The sequence below is a fragment of the Methanomassiliicoccales archaeon genome, from assembly GCA_029907465.1.
Taxonomy (GTDB): Archaea; Thermoplasmatota; Thermoplasmata; order Methanomassiliicoccales; family JACIVX01; genus JACIVX01.
The window spans coordinates 76,448-94,789 of the sequence record JARYLV010000001.1 but is presented as its reverse complement, the minus strand read 5'-3'; the positions used below and the strand labels follow the sequence as shown (position 1 = coordinate 94,789).

11 protein-coding genes are annotated in these 18,342 nt (G+C 44.0%); 6 read left to right on the top strand and 5 right to left on the bottom strand.

Annotation, left to right across the window (positions count from 1 at the left end):
- Positions 1-8 precede the first annotated feature (8 nt).
- Genes QHH00_00430 through QHH00_00420 form a run of 3 tightly spaced genes read right to left on the bottom strand, consistent with a single transcriptional unit; the run spans position 9 to position 3,507 of the window.
- Positions 9-1,442, bottom strand: a complete 1,434-nt coding sequence (locus tag QHH00_00430; GenBank protein MDH7507850.1) for a radical SAM protein — start codon at positions 1,440-1,442, stop codon at positions 9-11.
- Positions 1,439-2,647, bottom strand: a complete 1,209-nt coding sequence (locus tag QHH00_00425) for a glycosyltransferase family 4 protein (protein ID MDH7507849.1) — start codon at positions 2,645-2,647, stop codon at positions 1,439-1,441. Before QHH00_00425 ends, QHH00_00430 begins: the two co-directional genes overlap by 4 nt.
- A gap of 32 nt (positions 2,648-2,679) precedes the next feature.
- Positions 2,680-3,507, bottom strand: coding sequence for a glycosyltransferase (locus tag QHH00_00420; GenBank protein ID MDH7507848.1), 828 nt, complete (start codon positions 3,505-3,507; stop codon positions 2,680-2,682).
- A 1,126-nt stretch (positions 3,508-4,633) separates the two neighbouring features.
- Here QHH00_00420 and QHH00_00415 point away from each other — a divergent pair.
- The 6 genes from QHH00_00415 to QHH00_00390 are packed head-to-tail and all read left to right on the top strand — an operon-like array spanning position 4,634 to position 10,745.
- Positions 4,634-6,364, top strand: coding sequence for a hypothetical protein (locus tag QHH00_00415; GenBank protein MDH7507847.1), 1,731 nt, complete (start codon positions 4,634-4,636; stop codon positions 6,362-6,364).
- On the top strand, positions 6,361-7,554 hold the full coding sequence (locus tag QHH00_00410) for a glycosyltransferase family 4 protein (GenBank protein ID MDH7507846.1): 1,194 nt from the start codon (positions 6,361-6,363) through the stop codon (positions 7,552-7,554). The genes QHH00_00415 and QHH00_00410 overlap by 4 nt, the downstream gene beginning before the upstream one ends.
- Before the next feature lies 1 nt (position 7,555).
- Positions 7,556-8,704 carry a glycosyltransferase family 4 protein gene (locus QHH00_00405; GenBank protein ID MDH7507845.1) on the top strand — a complete coding sequence of 383 codons (1,149 nt, stop codon included), beginning with the start codon at positions 7,556-7,558 and terminating at the stop codon, positions 8,702-8,704.
- A gap of 42 nt (positions 8,705-8,746) precedes the next feature.
- Positions 8,747-9,691 carry a DUF1616 domain-containing protein gene (locus tag QHH00_00400; GenBank protein MDH7507844.1) on the top strand — a complete coding sequence of 315 codons (945 nt, stop codon included), beginning with the start codon at positions 8,747-8,749 and terminating at the stop codon, positions 9,689-9,691.
- Positions 9,692-9,716: 25 nt separating this feature from the next.
- Entirely contained in the window at positions 9,717-9,929 is a 213-nt protein-coding gene (locus tag QHH00_00395) for a hypothetical protein (protein MDH7507843.1), read from the top strand.
- Positions 9,930-9,986: 57 nt separating this feature from the next.
- Complete coding sequence (locus QHH00_00390; GenBank protein ID MDH7507842.1) at positions 9,987-10,745, top strand: CPBP family glutamic-type intramembrane protease; 759 nt, start codon at positions 9,987-9,989, stop codon at positions 10,743-10,745.
- 78 nt (positions 10,746-10,823) lie between these two features.
- On the opposite strand, the gene QHH00_00385 is transcribed toward QHH00_00390, so the two are convergent.
- Positions 10,824-16,433 carry an Ig-like domain-containing protein gene (locus QHH00_00385; protein ID MDH7507841.1) on the bottom strand — a complete coding sequence of 1,870 codons (5,610 nt, stop codon included), beginning with the start codon at positions 16,431-16,433 and terminating at the stop codon, positions 10,824-10,826.
- An 868-nt stretch (positions 16,434-17,301) separates the two neighbouring features.
- Positions 17,302-18,342, bottom strand: a complete 1,041-nt coding sequence (locus QHH00_00380; protein ID MDH7507840.1) for a glycosyltransferase family 4 protein — start codon at positions 18,340-18,342, stop codon at positions 17,302-17,304.

The window sequence follows — 18,342 nt, the reverse complement described above, 5'->3', positions numbered from 1 at the left end:
CCTCGTCTCTAGTGAGCATCTTTCATCCCGTGAATTAAATAATTATCTGCTATTTTCAACGCATATGCAAGGGCGAGCTGCATGTCCTTAGGGTTCTTTAGGACATGTTGTATATTAGAAATCCACCAATTCGGATTGAAGTAGAGGGCTCTGTATGCCATCTTCCGTACTTTGTTGAGATCTGCTGGTGAAAGACTTTCTGTGCCGACAACAGCATCGTCCTGATAAAGCAATCTAAAATCAAATTCGCGAGGGTATTCTTTTTTCATCTGTTCAAACAACTTTGTCCCTGGATATGGTACGGCGACATTGAATTGTGCACTCGTTGGCAAAGTCTCATCGATAAATCTGAATGTCTCACCGATCGTTTCCCAATCCTCCCCGGGAAGACCTAATATGAAGCTGCAAAATGTCTTAATCCCCGCCTCTTTTGCCCACCTGATCGCATTCTTTCCTTGTTCGACCTTCAAATTCTTGTCACAATAATCGAGGATTTTCTGGCTCCCCGATTCAATGCCATAGGAGATCCCAGTGCAACCAGCCTTTCTCATGAGGAAAAGGAGATCGCGGTCAACGAGATGCGCCCTCGTGTTGCAATACCATTGGAAATCGAGATCCTCCTCTATCAGGATCTTGCAGATCTTTTCCACTCTTTTCCTGTCGAGCGTGAAAGTCTCATCGAAGAAGGAGACAGTTCGAATTTTGTACCTTTGTTTGAGAAATCTCAGTTCTTCCAGTATTTTCTCGGCAGACCTTGGCTTCCAAGCTGTACCAGCAACAGTACAGAACGAGCATTTGAAGGGGCATCCCTTGCTCGTGTACATGATTGTAAACGGCTTACCCGCGGGTGCGGTGACATAGTAAGGTTTGAAACTTGGTAAGAGATCATAGGCAGGTAGTGGAAGTGAATCATAATCGTGCAGAGGAAAGGCGTCGTCGGTAACCCTGATCTCCTCATCATTACGATAGGCAATACCCCTCACGGCAGCGAGATCCACTCCGGAGGAAATCGCATCGAGAACGGCAGGTGTTGTGACCTCATACTCGTGCCGGACATATATATCGAGATTCGGCGCATTAGTCATCACTGTTTCAGGCATTGTTCTCAATGTCCAGCATATACCAATAGTCTTGATTCGCGCATCGAAGGATTTGGCAATTCCAGCGGTCTTCATGTCCCAATCAAAAGTCGTCGGCGTGAATCGAAATACGACTACGTCAGGACTAATTCTCTTCAGGTCTGAAGCAAATCTGTCATAGGAAAGATTGAAACCATTCAAATCAGCAAGGTAGACGAGATACCCCCGTTGCAGCAGATCTGCGGCGATTTGAAGTAAACTGTAGGGTTCTAAGACGGAGTATCTTTCTGTAATCTCACATCGCTCTTCTCTAATCACTGGGACACCGTTAAATCGTGGTGGATTTACGAGTAGGACTTTCACTCCACCACCCCGATCACTCTCTTGTACATTTCCGCTGTTTCGTTCGCCATCCTCTTCGCAGAAAATTCAATGACGGCCCTATATCTTCCTTTTCTTGCGAGTTCCGAGGCTTTTTCCCTCGAATGGATGACTTGGAATATTTTTTGGGCTAGCGTGGCAGGATCACCCGGTTCGACTAAGAAACCATTAACACCGTCTTCGATCATTTCCGGGAGGCCGCCAACATTGGTAGCTACCACTGGGACGCCGCAAGACATTGCTTCCAAAATCGTTAACGGAAAACTTTCGGAGTAACTAGGTAGTGTGAACACTGACGCAAGAGGGTACAAAAATGGGATCTTATAGTGCGGGACCTTTCCCAGGAAGGTATATTTTGAGCCAGGAATGTTATTCCTTATGAGTCGTTTCCTCCAAGGTTCAAAACTCCCAGCACCTGCAAGTACCAGGTGCGCATCAATTTCCTGAATTATCTTCGCAAAGGAATCAATGAGTACATCGAGTCCCTTCAAAGCAAGCATTCTTCCGATGAATAGAATGATGTTCTCGTGGCCCTCCAGCATTGGAAAATAGCTATAACACTCTCTTTCATCTCTTGGTCTAAAGAGATCCGTGTCGATACCGTTATGAATGACCTCGAAACGTTTGGGCTTTCCAAATGAAACCTCAAACAGTTTCTGAATGTAATTAGAAACGAAAATCAGATTTTCGCATCGCCCTATATACATTCGTTCCGCGGCAAGGAGTGCAGGCGAAAATAGGGCTGTCATTTTCTCCGAACGTTCCATCTCTTTTAGACTGAGATGCGAAGATGATGTCCCCATCATCTGCGATCTTAAAGTGGTATGAACGGTTGTCACAGAGGGTATACCAACTTTGAAAAACTTAAGTAGAAGATCGGGCATCTGGGCGTGGTTCGCGTGAAGGATGTCGAACTTTCCTTCTTTCTGCAGCATTCTGAATTTTCTCATGAGGTTAAATTGGAATTGACTATTGTAAATGAATGTGTCACTAGCTGACCCAATTATGTGCACCTTTGCGCGTTCAAAGACTTCTTTTTGCTTCAAGCTTTCAATTTCTTTCGAAGGCCGAAGTGTGATGACATGAACCTCGAACTCTTCCGGCAAATTCTTTGCAAGTAGAGCTGCATAGGTGCCAACGCCTCCCCAATCCGACAAAAATTCGGGGGTAGTGATCGCGACTCTCATACTTATCCTTTCAGCAATTGCCTACTGAGTATTCAACGCACTTCCACAGTGATAGCTTTTTTCTTTGTTTCAGACGTCTTGGCAATTTTGCTTCCCATGCTAGCAAATCGTCTTTGAATGAGTTTCTTGAAGATTGCAAAACCAGCAACGGTAGGGATAAGTTTCGAATTGCCCGCCCGGGGTAGATAATTTATGGGAACCTCCCCTATTCTAAATCCTCTTTTTGAGCATTCAGCGAACATCTCTGCCTCTAGGTCAAAATGGGTCGAATCGAGATCCATTTGCCTGAGAGCCTGTGTGCTAAAACCCCACATGCCCGTGCAGAGATCTGTCGTTTTTTTCTGATAAATAATCGATGCGATTAAACTGAGCATGAGATTGCCTAGGTAATTCAATCTCCTCATCGCATTCTTCTCAATTCTTCCGAGAAATCTTGAACCCATTACGACATCATATCCTCTGCGAAGCGCTTCAAGGACCTTTATAAGATCAGATGCAAGATAAGTGCCATCACCGTCCATCATCATGATATATCGTGAGCCAAGGAGTGTTAGAAGTGTGTGAAGCTTTGAATCAACATCGGAACTCAACGAAAGGGCTTGTATGACCACCTCCTGAGGGTTTCCTAACGCAAAGATCTGTCGCATTCCATTTCCTTTACCGTTGCCGTTCTGGACAAAAACTCTCGCTCCCTTTCGTTTCGCAATCTCGGTGGTCTTATCCGTTGATCCGCCGTCAACGACGATGATCTCAAGCTGCAAGTCTGTAAGTTGATCTCTTATTTCCAAAAGTCCATCAATGACGTTGCCTATGCGACACTCTTCATTGAGAGTTGGGATAATAACGACAACTTTCTCCATCTTTCACTCCTCTCCCAGTTTTGAGATCGATCCCAGAGGAGTTACTCCGAATATCCACTAATATGTCGCTTCTCGTATCCGTCCCCCCTGAAGAGTCTTCATCCAATTAATCGATCTTTCTTTCTCAATTTGCTCCAGAAAAACCCAAGTTTTCCAAGAGGCAAATTTCAGTTACTTATGTGCTACACAATATTAATAAACTTTTCCCATCTTTTTGAAAGTAATATAGTTAGAGGGTCATCGAACGATCCTTTCCGCAGCATTCGCACTGGATTTTTCCTAGGGAATTGAAAATGAAAGGGGCTATTGCAATTCCACAATATTTCTCATAAAAAGCCCTTTTTGCTGATCGCGATAGCGATCAAAATCGAGAGAAAGAGAATAATTGGATATGTAATGAATAGGGATATGGAAGTCAGCGTAGGAGCATGTTGCACACTCATTCCGAAAAATAATATCGTTTGGACGGTGCCCATCAACATAAATGCTGATACCATGACGAGTGCAATATGCCGTTGTTTCGGCGGGTAGCTGATGGAGTTGGTGTCTCGATACGCCTTTTTTAAGACGAGAAAGATAAAAGGCAGCACCAGTATGAATAATAATAACTCTGTTCTCATATTCAGCAGTGTGTTGAAATTGTTGATTGAGAAATATTGCGTGGAAAATGGGAATAAGGGGTAGAAATGTCCAAAGATCCAATCCCCTAAAAGATGAAGTCCTGATGCTACGATTGTGATGGACAAGAGGATCCGATCGATTCCTACCAGTTTCCATATTAGTAAAGTAATAATGGCTACAGAAAGGCTGAGACCGAGGAGACTATGAGTCAGAATCCGAAGTTCACCGATGTGCAAGAAATCTGGAAAGACGGAGAAGAAGAAGAGAAATGCGAGAACTTGAATCCGGTTCACACTTCTCTTGGAGGCTATAGCCTCGATGACCGGTAAAACCGCAAGAGCTGAAAGAGCTAAATGGCCGGGGAGCCACATTGATAGTTGGTATTGGGGAGGGACTATTTCTACTCGACCAGTCGGAGATATGCGAAACTGTTATAATGATCCCGAAAGCTAAGTTCTTGATTGCACAAAGACTGTCGTGCATGGGTCAATAAGGATGCAGTCTTATGGTCACAGAAGGTCTCGGATTGTCCGATAGCAAGCAAAGAGAAAATGCTTCATTTTCCAATCAGACTCATCAGATTAGGCCGCTCCTAATCGCATTACTCTCTCTCGCTGGCTTCACGATTGTGGTCGTCTCATCCATTGGGGTTGAATACGAATGGTTGCCTGAAACTCTTCAGTTCGGCCTACTAGAGGTTTTGCCGATATACTATTGGATTGGTATCTTCTTTATCGTTTTCTCCGTCGTTCTCAGCTGGAACCTCATGAATGAGCATCTCTTTCTTCTTGTCACATCTTTTCTCTTCCTCTCGCTATGGTGCGCTCCCGTTTTCTTTGAACGATACCCGTCGATTTGGGACAGCTATTCTCATTTTGTTCCAGTGTCGCAAATTGCTATGAGTGGAGGGCTAAAAGATTTGGGGATTTATTCTTACGCATATAATTACCCAGGTATGTTTGTCGTTACTGCGTCTTACGAAATTCTCGCATCTGTGCCTTCTTTGATACTCCTGAAGTATTACCCACTCTTTTCGGCACTCTTTACTCTCTTGGCCCTTTATTTCTTCATTCGAACCTATGTGCCCAGTGTCGAGTATCGATACGCCCTTTTTATTGCTATTCTTGGCGATGTTTGGATTCAACTGCATTTTTCGCCTCAATCGATCGGTTTTGCTGTAGGGCTTTTTGTTTTCGTCTTTCTTGAAAGACAAACAGTAATATGGACGCTCATTGCAATCTTCGCCTTTTTATTCATTGTGATCTCTCATCCGACCACAGTACTATTTGTGCTTGGCGGGATTCTGATCAGAGAGATCTATTTGAGGATGAAAAGAGTCGTCATGAAAACACGTGGTGAACAGTTTGAAAGAACATGGCCCTTTCCAGTTTTTTTCCTCATTTGGTTCCTGTGGCTCTTCACAGGTTCGATCACCTACTCAACAATTCTATTAGATCAAGTGGTGAATCGGCTCCAGTATCTTGTCTATTTACCCATGGCAGCAACGGGCACCGTCACTATGAGAACGGCTGGGAATATTTTTAGTGTCGCGCCTTTGATTCGATTGGTTTTCATCCTCATTCTTCTTCTCCAGGCGTTTTTTGCGTTACTCCTTTACGCATTTTCAGCGAAAAAGAGGCGGTCAAGTATTAAATCAATGATTATCGCACTGATTATTTTGCCAATTGCCGTAGGTCTTTTGGACATCGTGCTGTTCAAGGGGCAGCTTTATGATCGCGGTCTCCTTTTCCTCGTCTTGAGTGCATCCATTATCGTCGCGATATTCTATGTTCGGATTGAAAAGAAAAAAATTGGGTCAGCCATTGGGATTTTTTTGATATTTATCTCCATGTCGTGCGCTAGTACCCTCTTTTATCAGGAGGGTCTCTATATCGTCAGCGAGGAGTCTTTTGAAGCATCAGATTACATCAATCAAAATATTGCTAATGGATCGTTCATTATCGGCGGATTCTTCCCTTCCGATGTATGGAGTGGTTTGCCGCCCAAGAATTTTTACAACATTTACCTCTTCAACGCTTATCCCTTGAAACTTGAGAATTTCACATCAAACAGGACAGCGGGGGCCATCATATTCGATCGAACTTCTGAGTTGTGGTATAGACAATACGGTATGGAATTCATTTACCAGCACTATGTCAACGAAAGTGGGAATTACAATAAGGTATTTGATAACGGCGCGTATTGGATAATCTACAAAGGTCGGCGGGCAGGATGAAAATTGGACTTGTCAATCTGATAACAAAGAGTTCGGATGTGCTCTCCGATCCCAGTCTTCTATTCAAAGCCAATAACCTAAGACCTGCGACTGACTCTGGCATTCAGATTCTTGAAATGGGTAAGAGGATTGCTTCAAGGGGACACGAGGTTGACATCTTTGTCGCCGATGCATTTCGTCCGTTGGAGCAGGTTGTCTTTGATGAAAATTTGCGAGTTCACTATCTCCCTACGAGATTGCAATCAGCGATCCCAGCTCCTTTCATGCCCTTCACGCCTTCGCTTGCTACGCAAATAGCGAGAGAGCATTACGATGTCGTTCAAGCGTCAGATTTGTTCCAGATTGGGACAGTACTTTCATGGCTGGGAGCAAAATCCATTGAAGCTCGTCATTTTGTCTGGCAGGAGATCGATGTTTTCATGAGGCAACCAGCTGGGATGGTTCAATCCCTTTTTTATAAATTCAGCAAGAGGGCGATGATTGATGGGATCTCCGGTTTAATTCCTCGCTCCCTTTCTGCAAAATCGCATCTTATTGCATGTGGGTTTCCGCAGGATAAATTGAGAGAGATTGTGCACTCTGGCGTAGATACGACGAATTTTAGACCTATGGACAAATACCAATGCAGGAAGAGACTTGGGATTGAGGATGCGGATTTCGTCCTGCTTTCGGTCTCGAGACTTGATTGGATTAAGGGGATTGACAAACTCATAGTGGCGATGGTTAATGTGGTGAGAGAACTCCCAAATTCCATTTTGATTATCCAAGGTGTTGGTCCTGAGGAAGGGAAGCTCCGCGAACTCATCGATTCATTGAATCTGAAGAAGAATATACGCTTGATCACTCAACCTTTTAGACACAATACGATGCCCCTTCTTTACAATGTCGCGGACCTTTTGCTGATTACAAGCAGAATCGATCTTTTCCCGTTTGTCGCTATTGAATCGATCTCATGCGGAGTGCCGATCGCATCATCCTTTGGAAGAGGAATAAAGACAGACATTATCGATAAGGGTGCTGGCGTCATGTTGTCAGGCGATTCTGCAAGAATGGGAGAAGAACTCGTAACTCTCGTAACGGACAGTAACCGTATTAGAAAAATGGCGAGCATCGGGAGGAATCTTGCTGAACGTGAATTCGACTTTGAAGTCTCCGCCGACAGATTTTTAAAGATCTATAAGGAGGCCTGAATTGCAGCACTTCAACTCCAAGAGGAAGAGAATCGCATTCGTTCCAGCTGTTTCCCTGCCCGTGACCACAAACGAGCGTGTTCCAAAAATGTTCCTTGCACTTTCCAAATATTATGATATTTATCCCATTTCTCCTAGTAAATTAAATCATCTGGTCTACGATCAAAAATACAATAAATTCCTGAGGTATTTTTTCTTCACAATTGACGAGTTTCTGCTTTTTCTCGGGACTATCAAAGCAATCAGAACGAATGGCATCGACCTCGTTTTCGCTGAGAACTCATACTTTGCATTGGCATCAGCGCTTGCTGCTAAAATTAGTGGAAAGCCTTCCGTATGGGACAACCATGGGAACGTAAAATTGTACTCTGAGGCGATGGGGAAATCAAGAGTCTTTTCAACGGCGAACATTTTAATGGAAAAGTATCTTCACAAAGTCGTTTCGAAAATTTTTGTGGTTTCAAAAACAGACTTTGACGAATATGCCCGAATGGGTTTTTCGATGGATAAGTTTCACATTATTCCGATCTGCGCCGATACAGAGATAATGGATAGAAATGCGAAGTCGAAAGAAATGGTGAGGGAGATTCTTGGCATTCCGCGCGATACAGTGATTGTCCTCTTTTTTGGAACTCTCAGCTATGAGCCGAACATGGAGGCGGTCAATTTTATTATCGAAGTGTTGTCAAAAAGAGTAGAAAAAGAATTTCCGTCAGTAGTTTTTTGCATCGCTGGGGGCGGGGCAAAACCTGAGAGACTGCCAGAAAATGTCAAACATCTTGGGTTCGTTCCCTTTGACCCAGGTCTTTGCCTATGGCTTCACGCTTCTGATATATGCATTGCCCCGCTTTGGCGCGGAGTCGGAGTTCTCACAAAGGTTGTAGACATGCTTTCAGCAGGAAAGCCGACAATTCTCACAGAAGTTGCAACGGTAGGAATGCCAGAGCTGAAGCACGAATTGAATTGCCTCGTCGCAAGAGACAAATCCTCGTTCCTGAACGAATTCATGAGGTTACTCACCGACGACGCACTTCGAGAGAGGATTGGTTCCGAAGGGCGCAGACTCATTGATGAAAAGTACTCATGGGAGGTAGTAGGAAAACGGGTGCACAATATCATAGATTCATTGATTGCGAAGTCCCGACAGTAGATTACTTGAAATAATACCGCGATTTCTACTCAGGCTGAAAAAGTGCCAACTATCACGATTGCAGCGCCAGGTAAGCCGTATGATCTCCTCATCGCATGTTCTACCGTTGTTGTAGCATGTGGTCTTTCAGCGGTCGTACCAGGTCACCCTATCAATTGGCTTTTGGCGACGTTCTCAATCTTCTTTTTCCCAGGGTATGTAATCACGGCTATAATCTTCCCTCGCAACGATTTGCCAATTTCACGTGCTTTTTCTTCAAGTTCCAAAGGAATGAAGATGCGCATATCTTTCCTTGAGAGATTTGCAATCAGTGTTGTTATCAGTCTGATAGTTCTTTCTCTCATCGGCACTGCGCTCGCAATGTCTAATTTACTAGATTGGCGAACCGTCACCACGGAAATCCTTCTATTAACATTTGCTTGTTCAGCTATAGCCTATCATGTACGATCAAAGATACCACCTGATGAACAATTGAAACTTGTCATCGAAGTCAGTCTTCCACGCATGAAGTTCACAAAGGGGGAAAAGGTTATTCTGATTTTCATTATTCTAGCGTTTGCAACGGCACTTGCAGTGGCTATAATCGGACCTGGCTACAGCCCGTATGAAGGTCGAGATGCGATTATGGAACTCAAAGGTGTAGAAGGCGATCTTAATGAATTGCCAAGTTCAGTTAGAGTTGGGGACGTGTCAGCTCTCATAGTCGCAATAACCAACAAGATGAACACCGAAATGAGCTATAATTTAACAATTGGAATCGGTGATCTGTCTTCTATCACATCTTACGATAAAATCGATTGGAATAACGCAACAACCTTGCAATCTGGTATTGCCTATTGCGATGAATTCGTTTTGTCCGCTGATCAGTGCCAGAAAAATACCTTTACATTTTCGATCGATACACCCGGAGAATACAAGATTATTTTTCGTCTGATGTATGGGGAAAAGGTTCAGGAGTTATGGCTATGGGTTACAGTAACAGAATGATTTGTGAGTCTAGGAGGGATATTTAGTGTTTCCGCCGCCCGTTGGTTTATTAGGTGCGCATCTTGACGAGGTTCTAATCGGCGGTATTCTCGTTCTTATTTGTTTGTTGTTGATCAGAGAAGGTGTGAAATCAATGGCGATCGACCGCAGGGCAAGAATGATGGCACCATCTATTTTCCTAATAACCTTCGCAGTTGCCCTATTGATCTTCATCAAAGTAACAATGATCTTGCGTTGAATCCGTGGAATGATGATGAATACCAATAAGATATTAGGGGAGAAATTGAATGGGAACATGTCGGCAGTCAAGAATAAAGCCTTGAATTGGAAGCTATACCTGGTTTTTGCATTGATTATTGTAGCAGACCTTTTATTATTTGTATCAATTAAATTAAATGACAGTGTAATTTATGTCTTTGCACTCGGATCTCTGCTAATCGCTTTGATTTTTTCGACAGCTCTGGCAGCATACTCGCTCAAAATCGAAATAATACAAACTGGAAAATTCTTATCGATACTTGCTGCATTTACTTTTGTCTCCGTCTCCTTGCCCTCATCTGGGGATGCGTATATCGATATTCTTGTCCTTTCAATTGTGTTCTTTTTAGCGCTGCTATTGTCCAATGTTTCATTTGTTGATTGCTTGCCGTATAAACGCTATTGGATCGCTGTTGCAATCGTGATTGGCATCGGCTTTGGTATCGTCAGTTTTTCCGTGCTTCATGGAACAATAGCTCGAATTGTCCGAACGGATCTGCTTCTGCCATTGTTGCCGATAGCAATTTTTTTCGGTTATATGGAGGAAGTATTTTTCAGAAGTGGGTTGCAAAAAAACATGGAACCGACTAGTTCGAGGACACAATCAATCGTCATTCCCGCTTTGCTAGACACCGGGCTAAGCGCTCTGTGGGGCTTGATTGAGTTTTGCCTTGTCGTTTTTATCTTCGCAATCATTTTGGGGTGGCTCTATTCGAAGTTTCATTGTGTCGTCCTCAATGGCATTTCTAGATCATTGGAATGTGGCCTCATTATCGGCCTTGCGATGATCCTTTGACTGCTTCTTGAGGTAGCCGTAGGACCCCATCTCTTATATTCAATGTCCCCGCATCAATTCCTCTTAGGGAGGATTGTATCAGACAAGTCGTTCTAATTCCTTTAATCCCCGTTCGAAATCCTCCTCTCCTTTTGGATCGATGTTGCTCTTGATCCGCACAAAATCCGTTGTTTTCTGCCCATCATCTCTTTCCAGGTTCTCTTTCTTCTGATCTTGCAAGAACGTGTTGTTTTCGAATTGTTGGTCGATTCGCCTTATTTGGGCTATTCTAATCTCTTTCGAGGATTCGTCTGACGCATCTCTTTCAAATTCATACCTGGCATTTGTTCTTGTTTTTTCGGAACGCCATGGCTTTTTCATGATCATGGCTCCTGCCAGAGCGAGTGCTCCAGCCCCCATTGCGATTGATAAGATAACACCACCGTCTGCGGGGTTTGTATTTTCACCATAAGATTGTGGTGTGGTCGATTCAAAATTGGATGTCAAAGAGATGAGAACGATTTCTAAATCCTCTCCCGCCTTGATGTTGATATCCGAAATGGTGGTACTCTTGTGGAAAAGCTTTGATGCCTTTATCCAATAGTTTCCAGGTGGAACGCCAGTTATGATGAATCTTCCATTCTCATCGGTAAACGTCTTTTCCGTGAACCCCTTCAGTGTGATCGTGGCGGATGGAATGGGATATCCGTTCTTGCTGACGACGATACCAGTAATCGTAGAGTTACCGGGCGACTCTTCGATGTCGAAAATTATCCCGGAAATGGAGACTCCTCTCTCGACCGTCACTGATACCAATTTATTACATGCATACCCGAATTTCGCTACGGTGATCGTGTACTTTCCGGGCGGTACATCTAGAATCAAAAATCTTCCATCTGGACCAGTAGCCACATATCTTGATCCATCGGTGACGATGACCCCCTCAACAGGTTTTGAATCGAAGACGACGATTCCCGAAATACTCCCGTTCTCCATTGACGAATAAGTGGTGAAGGAGAATGAGAGATCAACCAGCAATCCATTACCTGCAAGATCTTTTGCATTCTTAGATATCGTAATCTGATATGTTGTCGAAATGTTTAGGAAGTTATCTGGCACGAAGGTCATCACTATGTTGCTCTCTGACCATATAAATTGCCCCGCAATCTTTTCTGATCCGCTTCTCATGAGAAAAGCTCTTTCAACAGAAGTAGCGTTCATGCTCTCGCTAAATACTACAACGACCTTTTCGTCAAGGTTGATCATCGTTTGGCCATTATTTGGACTGTGACTGACAACATATGGTGGATTTGTGTCTGGGATCTCTAATGTTTTGAAGACTGTCTGCCATGCTGAGATCAATCTATTGCCAAATAAATCCATCGCTGTCGCACTGATATTTATGTAATAAAGAGTCGAAAAATTAAGTGGGTTTACTGGTGTGATGATCAGATACGAATCGCTTTGCCAATCGACATAGAACTCGATGAATTGATCGCCACCTTCGATCTCTATGGCAGCTTCCGTACTCTGGTGATCCATCGCCTCGCTAAATGTAATCGTGATGCTCGTGTTAACTGGCACGTCAGTCATTCCGTTGGGAGGAAAAACGTTTACAATGCTCGGTGCCTCAGTATCCACATGCTCAACGATTATGTCGAGTGATGACTCAGCTCCGAGGCCAACTAGGTCGATCGCCTTGACAAGCAACCTGTGTGCACCTTCCTTGAAGTCCCTCGGATTGAATGGTGCCACGTAAGGTTCCTGTCCGTCATTTGCTACCAGGGCATCATCAACATAAAACTCTACAGATCTTATACCATAATTGTCTCGAGCTATTGTTTCAATATTCGTGATCTCTATTATTTTAGAACCTGGAAGCGGGGACACGATCTGGATTTCTGGAGAAGTCGTATCTCGCACAAGAATAGAGTACTCTTGCGTCGTTGCCAGATTTCCGTATTCGTCGGCTGCGAGAATGCGATATCGGATCGTCCCCTCTTTTGTTTGCGCTTGGATCGTTGCGTCAAAGCAGTACTGTCCAAGTCCCATGGCAACCTCGTGATAAATCCCGTCCACATCAATATACGAAAGTTTGACGAATGAAAGTTTATTCACATCAGTCACGTTTGCCCTCAACTCGTAAACCCTTCCGACCTCGGCGTTAGAAGTTGGCTGGTGCAGAATAATCGGAGGAACGGTATCTTGCTGGCTAGATGTCGTTGTGAACCTGCTTGAAAAATCTCTGCCAAGTGGGTTTCCGAAGATATCTGTAGCGGACGCCGAAACGGTTACGGTGTACTCTGAAGCTGGAGTTAGCATTGTCGCGGGTACGAATACCAACGTCGTATTTTTTGCCATCCAGTATTTCTCACCAGTGAGCTCTACCCCGGACCTAATGACATGGATTGCTTCATTAGTCTTTGCTACATCCATGATTTTATCAAAAGTCACGATAATATTGCTCGAGAGCTGGACATCGGTGCACCCGTCAAATGGATATATGTCGATCACTGTGGGAGCGTTCGTCGTTTGGCCATTTTCCGTCGTAAATGCGGACTCAAATTTTGAAGCAAGAGCATTCCCAGCAATGTCTCTTGCGCTCGATTGAACCGTCAAATTGTAGGTTGTATTATACTCTAGTTGCGAGTGTGGTGTAAATACGAGGACTTGAGCATTGGAATCCCACAAGAAGATCCCGTGCACCTGCTGGGAAGATGATTCCAGTGAAAATGCGTTTTCGACCGACGTCTTATTCATCCGCTCACTAAAAACGATGATGATGTCCTGTGTGACATCGACTCCTTCAGCCCCCGCCACTGGGATCGTTGATTGAATGGATGGCGGAATATCGTCAGTTTTGTCTTCCACCGTGCGGAATGTGCTCGTGAAAGGCTCCGTTAAGTTATTCCCAAAAATATCCGATGCTCTCGATTCGACGAGGAGCATGTAGGTCGTTGACGGAAGGAGGCCACCAGCAGGGGTGAATATGAGGGTTGTATTGTTGTCAAGCCACTCAAATTTTCCGGAGGTCTCTCCCTGTTGCGAGGTGAGGTGAAACGATCGAGATGTGATTGTGGTGTTCATAGGCTCACTGAATGTCAATACGATCATGGTGCCGAGCGTGACATCTGTGCTACCTTTTTTTGGATATACATCAGTGATTCTCGGTGGTGTCGTTTCGTCGGTTCCCTTTGTCGTAAACGAATACGAAATTGACGAAATGAGCCTGTTTCCCGCAACGTCCTTCGCTCCTGTAGAAATATTGATGAAATAGGTTGTTGAGTATTCGAGAAGAGTTGATGGCGTGAACGTCATCGTCGTTTTCTGGGAGTTCCATTGGACGGATCCAGAGACTGTTGAACCCTTTCTCATGAGGCTGAAAGCCATCTCTGTTGCAGTAGTGTTCATTGCCTCACTGAAAAAGACAGTGATCTTTTCTGTTACTTCGACATCTCTTTCCCCATCTGCTGGTGTTGTCGAAACCACAGTCGGAGCTGTAGTGTCGGTGGCGCTACCTTTCTGGACGATGACCTGATTCTCGATGCCATACGCGTGCGTAAACTGGACAATGCCTTGGTTATCGGCAGAGACCTTGTAGAGAACTTGCCCATTGATAACAATGTCATAGGTCTGTCCGGGTGTAAAGCCTGCGAGCTTTATCATCGTTGTTCCACCAGTGGCGCTCACGTTGAGTTTTGCATAGCTGTTGTTCTTTTGTACCAGATTAACAGTCACATTACCTGATACTTGGTGATAGACAAAGACATCGTTTCTTCCAAGAATATGTCCAGTCTTCTCCGGGCTTATCGTTCCTCGAAAAACTGCTTTCCCATCCGGGAAAAAGGTCATGCGACCATCGCTTTCAATATCGTTTCCTTTTTCGTATAATTTGGTAGTTGGCAGGACGAAGGTGAACTGGTTTGATCCAGAATGGAGATTTGTAATTGTGTATTTATCGAATGACGAGAGGAATGTAACTGTTGGGGATCCGCTACCAAGTGTTACTACCATCGACGCATTGGTCGTAATGGAGGAACCTTCTGAACCTAGATCAAGGGTCGCTACTTCAATCCTTTCATCATCATCTCTGCCAGTCCCCATCGCTTTGAACATTTCTTCAGCCATCACTAGATTGTGCATTTGGCTGTCGTATGAGGAATATGAGTACAGAGTGATGTAAAAACCGTATCTAGCAGCACCAAATAGGGCACTGTAAACATCTACTTGGTCACTTGGATTATCGGTTGCATCATAATACTGATATACAAGTATATTTGGCCTGTATTCTTTTGGTATATTCTTCACAAAGTTCATTGTGGAAATTGTCTGGGCTTTCATCGAAACGCCGAATGCGCTCGAGGGTTCATACCCTTCCATGACAGTAAGGTCGCTTGCAATCGCAAGATGTATCACAGGCATGTATGAGTTTGTGATCACGTAATCCCAATAACCAGATGCGTACGATTCCTTAACGAGATGAAGATAGCCCAGAAAAACGAACTCTGGCCTCTGCTGGTAATCATTGCGTGGTTGATTGAGACTGTCCGTTGAGTCCATCATATCCCAAAAGACGCCCTTTGAACCCCACCACCACGAAGGCGAAGAATCGTTCATGATTAGATGCCATCGGAAAGTGCCTTGTTGGTTGTATGGACCGCTTACTGGGCTACAGATGACGCTACCACTTGAATCGGTGTATGGCGTCCCTGGACTCTTGTATATCTGCCATGCCGTCGGAACGTGTGTGGGATCATCTGGTTTGTAGTTCGCTCTTGACGCCGATTTGTAATTCCAATTGATCTGTGCAGGGTTGTTTGAATAGGTGGCCACTTTTACCTGACTGTTTTCCACCCAATTTCTGAAGGTCGATGTCCAGCTTCCCAAATCCATAATGGTGAGGGGAAAGATGGGCGTGTCATGATTTCCCCATGCGTTCGCGATTTTAGCTCCTATCCACTGGGCGTATCCGACATCATACCCTCTGGGCTTTCCATCGGTATACTGGTAGGGTCTAACAAACATCTGGAATGTCTTGCTTGTGCCGAGTGCAGGATTTGGCACAACGCTATTGATTGACGAGAATTTAAGTCCGAAAACAGAAGGTCCGCCGTTTGTGGGATTCTTCGGTTGCATCCATTGAGGGGAGGCGATGTACGCCACGGTCTCATTGTATCCCCACTCAACCCCCAGACTGCTTCCGTACGCTCTCATATCGCATGCTGGTGCGAACATCCCGTTACGCGGATACCAACCACCTATCACATTCGATGATGGTGTATTTTCAGGTGCTCCAGGAACGTATCTATTGTACCGACCAGTTGAATCGCTCACGAGGCTGTAGAGTGTACGAGATGCTGAAAACAAACCGATGAAATACGTCGTCACGACTTTCTTAGTCCCTGGGATATATGTGACATTGAGTTCAAAGTAGTCTCTGAAAAAATTGAAACTCTGGTTCAGGCTGAATTCTGGACAAGACTCAAGAAACCAGACAATGTTTCCATTTCTTCCCCATTTTGAAATCGTCATCTTGACGTTGTCTATTGGGTTGCCCAAGTGATCTGTTGTTCCATTGCCGGGATAATATGGATCCATTCTCCGATACCAAATGAAATCGGTTGTGAAATACGGGTGGATCGTATAATTGACGAAATATGTAGCGTATTCAACAACAAGTTTGTACTCTTCAGTCAAGACGGTGATCAATTTTTCTCCGGTTGATATGGTCAAATTTGCTGATCTTACACCGATTGAAAAATCCTCATGATTTATTTTTTCAAAGTTTGTCGCAGAGGTATCGCCTATTGATTCAGAAATTGTGTTTCCATGCGAGCCCATAATAAGTAAATCGTAAGGGCCCAATGTCATTACCAAAACGAGAGCAATTGCACAGATCTTAGGGAGGATTGAGGGCAAGCTATGAACAAGCTTCTTCAAATATGGCGAGATTGTTTGAGCGTTATCAGGATTTCGACGATTCATTGAAACAGCATTTCTATGGGATCGCCTGGTAACGGTTTGCAGTTGTGGCAAACGACGCGTTGAGGTCCTTTTTACAATCACTCCCTTCTGCATCTCGCTCCCCACATCGCTCTATGTTAAGACCTGAAGTCTGACATTGTTCGACACTTCTGGATATTTGCTTTAAATCTCAGTTGCCTGGCTACGCCTCAAATGAAGATCACAGTCGCGTGATTTCTCGATGTTCCGGCAAGATAACCTCATTGTTTGCCGAGCCAAGCCGACCGCATTCCTTTTTCATTTTTCAAGATTTGTGTAAGCGTTTAATCGGTGCATCCCGAGCACCTATTGTTATCATAGTTGATAATGGTTTTTCTCGGTCTTCTTTCAACAAAATAGCCTAAGAAATTTTGCATTCGGTTATCATTTTTGATTACAATTTTAGATACTACATATGCCAAAAAGAGAACCCAATTCCAAAATTTATGGGAAAAAACTCTTTCTCTGTTTGTAGAAATCGACTCTTATCACCTTCTTTCTAAATCAATGGAATGGGCATCTTTCCGCCACTAATCGACAACAAATTATTATTTCTTGAGAGACAAGCCTACGTTTATCCCTTGATAAGCTCTCTCGCCAGATTCTTGTAATTTTCTGAAAAACGTTCAAAGGAGAAATGCTCCGAGACATATTCTCTCGCAGGGTATTTCCCTCCCCTCAAGATCTCCTTGATTGCATGGCAATAATCCTCAGGCTTGAAAGAAAAGACGATTTTTCCGACTTTCTCTTCTGGAATGTCCTCAAAAATTCCTGTACGGCTAGCCACGATCGGCAAATCGCAGGCCATTGCCTCAAGAGCTGAATAGCTAGCCGATTCGTACCGCGACGGAAAAATGAAAAAGTCCGATGCTGAGTAACAGAAAGGCATCAAATTGTGTGGTAGGTTTTCAATGACTATCAGACCTTTATTCTTCACTGGCGAATTTGTCACGCAGAGTATCTTGATCGACGGCATGAGTTTCGAAATTGATTCGATGATGTCGAACCCCTTCGCGTATTCTGCTCTCCCAACGAAAACGCCGAGTGGGCCATCCCAATCTATACTAAGCAGCTCTCTCGACAATCTTTTGTCATAGGGTTTGAAGAGTTCAAGGGAAACGCCATTGTGGATTACTTTCGCATCGCAGCGATAGTATTTTTTCAATTCCCTTCGTGTTTTCTCACTAACAGCAACATTGATTTTTCCAGAAAAATTAATTTTTTCGAAAGTTGGAATAAAATATTTAGAAGGGTAATATCCTGGCGTTCCTCGAAGAGCATTATCAGCCAATCCTTTGTAAGTGAAATGAGTCACATTGATTGCGGGAATATCAGGTCGAAGAACCGACAGATACCAACCCGCAATTCCATTTGAAATCAAGAGATCGTAGTCTCTTTCCCGATGCATCTGGTGGAATTTTAGGCCGATCTCGAAGCCCATGCGAGCTTCTTCCAAATTGATTTTATGCAACTTTGGTAATTTTTTCAATGATTTTGAATCCGAGTATTTGATATGATCTGAACTGGGAAAGACCTTTTGAAGGTCTTTGATGAAGACCTCAGTCCCTCCTCCGAACTCATTGAAATCATAAAATGACAGGATTGCAACTCTCAT

Excerpts from the sequence above, each read along its gene's own strand:
- QHH00_00390 (MDH7507842.1), top strand. The coding sequence starts at position 9,987 with ATGTCGGCAGTCAAGAATAAAGCCTTGAATTGGAAGCTATACCTGGTT.
- QHH00_00380 (MDH7507840.1), bottom strand. The coding sequence starts at position 18,342 with ATGAGAGTTGCAATCCTGTCATTTTATGATTTCAATGAGTTCGGAGGA.
- QHH00_00415 (MDH7507847.1), top strand. The coding sequence starts at position 4,634 with ATGGTCACAGAAGGTCTCGGATTGTCCGATAGCAAGCAAAGAGAAAAT.
- QHH00_00420 (MDH7507848.1), bottom strand. The coding sequence starts at position 3,507 with ATGGAGAAAGTTGTCGTTATTATCCCAACTCTCAATGAAGAGTGTCGC.
- QHH00_00410 (MDH7507846.1), top strand. The coding sequence starts at position 6,361 with ATGAAAATTGGACTTGTCAATCTGATAACAAAGAGTTCGGATGTGCTC.
- QHH00_00425 (MDH7507849.1), bottom strand. The coding sequence starts at position 2,647 with ATGAGAGTCGCGATCACTACCCCCGAATTTTTGTCGGATTGGGGAGGC.